The sequence below is a fragment of the Micrococcus sp. HMSC31B01 genome (assembly GCF_001816085.1).
GTDB lineage: Bacteria > Actinomycetota > Actinomycetes > Actinomycetales > Micrococcaceae > Micrococcus > Micrococcus luteus.
In genome coordinates, this window is record NZ_KV825089.1 from 1 (window position 1) to 5,776 (window position 5,776).

The window sequence follows — 5,776 nt, forward strand, 5'->3', positions numbered from 1 at the left end:
GGCGGGCGCCGGGTCCGGCGCGGCCTCGGGCACGCCCGTGGCCGTCGCCACGACGACGCAGCTCGGCTCCGTGCTCGACCGCGTGGTGGCGTGCGCCGACGCCCGCAGCGCCACGGTGATGGGCCCGGGGGATGATCCGCACGACTTCTCCGCTTCGTCCGCGCAGGTGAAGGACATGGTCTCCTCCGGCCTCGTGTTCTCCAACGGCCTCGGCCTCGAGGGCGGCATGGAGTCCGCCCTCGCCAACGCCGAGGCGGACGGCGCGACCGTCGTCGAGGTGGCGCCCCAGCTGGATCCGCTGCCCTTCGGCGGTCATGACCACGCCGAGGAGGGGGCGGGCCACGAGGGCCATGACCACGGGTCCGAGGATCCGCACGTCTGGATGGACGTCGCCCGCATGGCGAGGGCCGCCGAGCTGATGGGCGACACGCTCGCCCAGGAGCGGGGCGACGAGCAGTTCGCCGAGTGCGGCGCGACCGTCCGCGGGGAGCTCGAGCAGACGGACACGCAGGTCCGGGAGATCCTCGCCGGGGTCCCGGAGGACCGCCGCACGCTGGTCACGGACCACGACGCCTACGGCTACTTCAGCGAGGCCTACGACTTCACCGTGTCCGGCGTCGTCGTCCCGGGCGGCTCCACCGACGGCGAGCCCTCCTCCCAGGAGATCGCCGAGCTCGCCCGGTCCATCCGCGACGGCGGCGCAGACGCCGTGATCACGTCCGTGGGCGCGCGCAACAGCCTCGTGGACATCGTGGCCGAAGAGGCTGGCGACCTGCCGGTCATCGAGGTCTACGAGGGCGGCGTCGGCCCGAAGGACACCCCGGAGGCGGACTACGCCGAGGCCATGCTCGTCAACGCCCGCACCCTCGCCGACGCGCTGGAGGGCTGAGGATGGACTGGCTGCTCGAGTCCTTCCAGATGGGATTCCAGCAGCGCGCCCTCGTCGGCGGACTCATCGCGGTGGTGATGTGCTCGGTCGTGGGCACGTGGCTGGTGCTGCGCGGGATGAGCTTCTTCGGGGACGCGTTCGTGCACGGTGTCCTGCCGGGCATCGCCCTGGCGGTCGTCACCGGCGGCAGCCCCCACCTCGGTGCGGCGGTGGCCGCCGTCGTCATGATGGCGGGCATCTCGCTGGTGCACCGGGCCACCACCCTCAAGGAGGACACCGCCATCGGCCTGCTCTTCGTGGGGATGATGGCCCTGGGCGTGGTGATCATCTCCAAGTCGGACTCCTACACGGGATCGCTCACGTCGATCCTGTTCGGCGATGTGCTGGGGGTCAGCGTGGACGGCATCGTGACCCAGGCGGTCATCGCCGTCGTGGTGATCGCCCTGGCCCTGCTGCTCTACCGGCCCCTGCTGGCACTGAGCTTCTCCGAGGTCAAGGCGCGCTCGCTGGGCATGCGACCGGGGCTGACGCACACGCTGCTGCTGGTGATGATCGGCGCGGCCGTGATCGGTTCGTTCCAGGCGGTGGGCACGGTGCTCGTGTTCGGCCTCCTCGTGGGACCGCCCGCGACGGCGGCGCTGCTGACGCGCAGCGTCCCCCAGATGATGCTCGTCTCCGTCGTGATCGGCGCGGCGTGCGTCGTCACCGGGCTCACCCTCAGCTACCGGCTGGGCACGGCGGGTTCGGCCACCATGGCGCTCATGCCGATCCTGCTGTTCTTCGTCGTGCTCGCCGTCCGCGCCGCCGTGCTGGCGCTCCTGGGCCGGCACGTGCGCTCGCGCGCGCAGCGTGAGCAGGAGACGCCGGTCGTGGCCCTGCCCGGAGCGGAGGTCGCCCGATGAACGCGTCCTTCCCCGCGGGCGCCGCGGCGGCCACGCCTCCCCTCGCGGTCGCCCGGGCGCTCGAACTGCGCCACGGCTCGCACGTGGCCGTCCGGCCCTCCGACTTCACCCTGCCGGCCCGGCGGCTGATCGCGGTGATCGGGCCCAACGGCTCCGGCAAGTCCACGCTGCTGACCGCCCTGGCGGGCCTGAGCGACCCGGCCTCCGGTGCGCTGGAGGTGCTCGGCGAGGACCCGCGGCGGCGCTCGCAGCGCACCTCCTTCGTGATGCAGTCCATCGGCGTGCCCCAGGGCGTGCCGGTGACGGTGCGCGACGTCGTCGGGATGGGCCGATACCCCACGCTCGGATGGTTCCGTCGGTTCCGGAGGGAGGACCGGGACATCGTGCGGGCCGCCATGGAGCGCATGCAGGTCGCGGACCTGGCACGGCGGCACCTCGACCAGCTCTCCGGCGGCCAGCGCCAGCGCGCCTACGTGGCCCAGGGCCTCGCCCAGGACCACGACGTGCTGCTGCTGGACGAGCCGATGACGGGCCTCGACATCGTCTCCGCCCGCACGATCGACGACCTCCTCCACGAGGAGCCGACGCGCGGGGTGTCCGTGGTCTACACGACCCACGATCTCGACGAGGCCGCGGAGGCGGACCACGTGGTCCTGATGGGCGGGCGAGTCGTGGCCTCCGGCCCGCCGCGGGACGTGCTCACGGTCGAGAACCTGGACATCGCGTACGGCCGGGGCGCCCTGCACGGGCCCTCCACGGCGGTCGAGGACGCGGCGGACTTCCTGGACGACCCCGCGGGCGGCCGCCGCCACTGACCGGGGCCCGGCCCATGGTCATGGTCAGGCCCCGCGGGTGCGCCCCTCGGTCCGGCAGCGGGCGCAGACACCGGTGATCTCCACCGTGTGGTCCGCGTCCGTGAAGCCGTGCTCCGCGGCGACGGCGGTGGCCCACGCCTCGACGTGGGGGGCGGTGACCTCGACGGTGGTCCAGCAGATCCGGCACACCAGGTGGTGATGGTGGCCCTCGTCCTCGCACCGGCGGTACACGGTCTCGCCGTCGTCGCGGCGGAGCATGTCCACGAGGCCGTCGTCGAGCTGCTGCTGCAGGGTCCGGTACACGGTGGCCAGCGAGACGCGTTCGCCCTGGTCCTGGAGGCGGGCATGGAGCTCCTGCGCGCTCACGAAGTCCGGGATGCGGTCCAGGGCTCGGTCGACGGCGGCCTTCTGCCGGGTCGCCCGGGGACGGGCGGCACGGGGGCTGGGCTCGGGGGCGCTCACGGTGCTCACGACTCCTTCTGCGGCGGCTGCCGCCTCCTCCGCGCGGTCCGGAACAGGTCCGCGCGGGCCATCCTCCAGGTTATCAGCGACGCCGAAGGGGGCGTGGAGTAAGGTGTCCGGGTGCACAGCGAGACCCCGGACCCATCCCCTGTCCCGGACCGCGACGGCGCCGCCCCCGATCGACCCGACCCGCTGATCGTCGTCGACGAGGGGCAGGGCCGCGTGGTCCCGGCGCCCACGGCGGCCCCGTCCTCGTCCCATGACGCCGGCGGCGACCCGGACGCGGACATCGACGGCGTCGACCCTGAGGCCGCCGAGCCGCCCACCCTGGTGACGGTGGACGTGCTGGCCGGCTGGCTCGGCCTGGCCCCCGTCGAGGACCTGCCGCCGGTGCCCGGGGGCCCGGCCTACGCCCAGCCGGGCCGATGCCGCCCGAACCGGGTGATCCTGCTCGACGTCCGGTTCCGGGCCACGGGGGGCGGGCCGGACCACGCCGCCTATCTCCAGGGCCATCTGCCGGGCGCCGTCTACGTCTCCCTGCCCAGCCAGCTCGCCGGCCACGCCGGTCCGGCGGCGGGGCGCCACCCCCTGCCGGACGCGCGCCAGTTCGCGGAGACCGTGCGGATGTGGGGGATCGACGAGGGCGACACCATCGTGGTCTACGACGACGACCACGGCCTGTCCGCCGCGCGCGCCTGGTGGCTGCTGCGCCACGCGGGGCTGCGGGACTCCGTGCTCCTGGACGGCGGCCTCGAGGCGTGGCGCGCCGCGGGCCTGCCCCTGCAGCCCGGTGAGGTCATCCCGGTGCCCGGCACCGCCCGGCCGTCGTGGGGCCGCATGCCCGTCGTGGACACGGCCGGCGCCGAGGCGATGGCCTCCGGCGGTCTGCTCCTCGACGCGCGGGCGGCCGAACGCTACCGCGGGGAGGTCGAGCCCTTCGACCCCGTGGCCGGGCACATCCCCGGGGCGCGGAACGTGCCCACGGCGGAGAGCATCGCCGAGGACGGCCGCCTGCGGCCCGCCGCAGAGCTGGCGGAGCGGTTCGACGCCGTCGGCGTGGACGACGCCACTCCCGTGGCCGTGTACTGCGGCTCGGGCATCACCGCGGCGCACGCCGTGCTCACCCTGGCCGTCGCGGGGCGACCCGGAGTGGCGCTCTACCCGGGTTCGTGGTCAGCATGGGTCCAGGACCCGTCCAACGCCGTCGCGGTCGGCCCCGAGCCCGACGGCGCGTCCGGCCGGGACTGACGAGCCCCGGGGCCCTGCCCCGCCGACCCCCAGGAGGACCCTCCATGGCCACCGTCTTCAGCAGGATCATCGCCGGCGAGCTGCCCGCCCGCTTCGTGTGGCAGGACCAGACGTGCGTCGCGTTCCTGTCCGCCGCGCCGCTCCAGCCGGGGCACGCGCTTGTGGTGCCCCGTGCGGAGGTGGACGAATGGGTGGAGGTCGACCCGGCGCTGGTCACGCACCTGACGACGGTCGCCCAGCAGATCGGCAAGGCGCAGGTGGCGGCGTTCTCCGCCCGCCGGGCCGGGCTCATGATCGCCGGCTATGAGATCCCGCACCTGCACGTGCACGTGTGGCCCTCCACCTCGCTCGCCGACTTCGACCTGGCCCGCGTGGACAACGCCCCCGATCCGGCGGACCTGGACGACGCCGCCGCCCGCCTCCGCGCGGCCCTGCGGGACCTGGGCCACGGCGAGGTCGTCCCGCAGGACTGACGGCCCGCGCCGCCCGGGCCCGACTCAGGCGCGCGTGGCCCGGGCGAGCGCCTGACGCACCCGCTTCTCGGAGACAGAGACCGCCGTGCCCAGCTCCTGGGCAAAGAACGAGACGCGCAGCTCCTCGATGAGCCAGCGCACCCGCTCCAGCTCCGCGGGCACGGGCGTGCCCGCGAACCGGGCGCGGTGGGCCGCGACGGCGGCGTCGAACTCGTCCTCGAGCCCCTGCACCACCGCCATGTGCTGCCCGTCGCGCTGCAGGTGGCCGCCGGCGTCCAACCGGTCCAGGCGCGTCAGCATGCCCTGCAGGTAGCGCGGCAGGTGCTGCAGCCGCTCCCAGCCCGTGGTGGCCACGAAGCCGGGGAACACGAGCTGCTCGAGGTGTGCCTTCACGTCCGACAGCGCCGGCGCGAGGGCGAGCGAGACCGAGCCCTTGAGCCGGCGTCGCACCTGCGCGGCCCGGGAGAGCACCTGCTCCACCAGGGACGTGACGGCGAAGACCGTGTCGATCAGGTCGGCCCGCACCCGGTCGAACAGGGCGCGGAACGCGGCCTCGTCGAACGGCAGCTCGTCCCCGACGAGACGGTCGACGGCGGCCTGCGTGCAGTCCGCGACGAGGGAGTCCACCGAGCCGTGCGGATTCTGGGTGAAGGTGAGCTTCTCCCTGTTGTCCAGGTGGTCCAGCACGTAGCGCTGGGGGCTGGGCAGGGTGGCCAGCAGCAGCCGGATCACCCCGGCCCGGTGCCAGGCCGCCTGGTCCTCCGCGGACCGGGCCACGGTCAGGCCGGCCGCGGGGCCGCCGTCGGGCGTGGTCTCGGGCACCAGGCTCGGGTAGCCCGTGATGGCGGGGCCGCGCGCCCCGGCCGCGGTGGAGACGGTCTTCGGCACCGTGCCGATGCTCCATGAGGTCAGCCCGTGCCGCTCCTCGAAGGCCGGCGTCGCGCCGGACCGCCCGGGGCCCTCCGGGCGACGGCGTCCCTCGGCCCC

General features: G+C 74.6%; 7 protein-coding genes. 5 read left to right on the plus strand and 2 right to left on the minus strand.

Features of this window, described 5'->3' with window-relative positions; translation table 11 throughout:
- The 3 genes from HMPREF3105_RS05460 to HMPREF3105_RS05470 form a co-directional block, all read left to right on the plus strand.
- Positions 1-889: metal ABC transporter substrate-binding protein (locus HMPREF3105_RS05460; protein ID WP_070708935.1), on the plus strand; the 889-nt coding region annotated here is incomplete at its 5' end.
- Positions 890-891: 2 nt separating this feature from the next.
- Positions 892-1,791: a metal ABC transporter permease gene (locus HMPREF3105_RS05465; protein ID WP_044659229.1), complete on the plus strand. Its 900-nt coding sequence runs from the start codon at positions 892-894 to the stop codon at positions 1,789-1,791.
- Positions 1,788-2,606 carry a metal ABC transporter ATP-binding protein gene (locus HMPREF3105_RS05470; RefSeq protein WP_070708936.1) on the plus strand — a complete coding sequence of 273 codons (819 nt, stop codon included), beginning with the start codon at positions 1,788-1,790 and terminating at the stop codon, positions 2,604-2,606. The genes HMPREF3105_RS05465 and HMPREF3105_RS05470 overlap by 4 nt, the downstream gene beginning before the upstream one ends.
- 24 nt (positions 2,607-2,630) lie before the next feature.
- Here HMPREF3105_RS05470 and HMPREF3105_RS05475 read toward each other — a convergent pair whose 3' ends face one another.
- Positions 2,631-3,077: a Fur family transcriptional regulator gene (locus HMPREF3105_RS05475; RefSeq protein ID WP_041104325.1), complete on the minus strand. Its 447-nt coding sequence runs from the start codon at positions 3,075-3,077 to the stop codon at positions 2,631-2,633.
- A 111-nt stretch (positions 3,078-3,188) separates the two neighbouring features.
- On the opposite strand from HMPREF3105_RS05475, the gene HMPREF3105_RS05480 reads away from it, so the two are divergent.
- Positions 3,189-4,316 carry a sulfurtransferase gene (locus tag HMPREF3105_RS05480; protein WP_041104327.1) on the plus strand — a complete coding sequence of 376 codons (1,128 nt, stop codon included), beginning with the start codon at positions 3,189-3,191 and terminating at the stop codon, positions 4,314-4,316.
- 44 nt (positions 4,317-4,360) lie between these two features.
- Positions 4,361-4,789, plus strand: coding sequence for an HIT family protein (locus HMPREF3105_RS05485; protein WP_036316605.1), 429 nt, complete (start codon positions 4,361-4,363; stop codon positions 4,787-4,789).
- Between the two features lie 24 nt (positions 4,790-4,813).
- On the opposite strand, the gene HMPREF3105_RS05490 is transcribed toward HMPREF3105_RS05485, so the two are convergent.
- The coding region (locus HMPREF3105_RS05490; RefSeq protein ID WP_141762439.1) for a DUF3418 domain-containing protein at positions 4,814-5,776 on the minus strand (963 nt) is incomplete at its 5' end.